The sequence below is a fragment of the Pedobacter sp. 05L430 genome (genome assembly GCF_056397585.1).
In genome coordinates, this window is record NZ_JBFTNT010000643.1 from 1 (window position 1) to 429 (window position 429).

1 protein-coding gene is annotated in these 429 nt (G+C 37.3%); it reads left to right on the top strand.

The features are described 5' to 3' along the window. Window positions 1-429: hypothetical protein (locus AC1DG9_RS27770; protein ID WP_477635798.1), on the top strand; the 429-nt coding region annotated here is incomplete at both ends.

A 429-nucleotide genomic window follows, 5' to 3' on the forward strand; every position in this document is an offset into this window, starting at 1 on the left:
CTCATGGAAAGATGCATATCAACTTTTTTTTGCTAACCTGGGAGAAAATAGAAAGCCATCTTCATTTGAACACAGTTTGAAAAATGCCCGGGATGCATTTGATAGTCACCTAAAAAAGTCCGCCCGAATCGGCTGGAAAGATGCCCGTGGACAGGCCGCGACTTTACCAAATGAGGCATTGTATATTTATAAAAAATATAAAAATGTTAAAAGAAATGATTTTTGGAGGGAAATTCAGGTCATAGTTTTGAATGATAAAGACACTGGTTCAGTTCAAAAGTCAGTTGCTCTGCCTGGCAAAAATCCGAACTGGATTAGGCAGGAACTGATTCTTGCCCTTGATTTGTACTTTGACCTAGATCAAGGACAAATGCATAAATCAAACGAAAAAGTTATTGTACTAAGTGATTTACTCAGAAAGTTATCTGT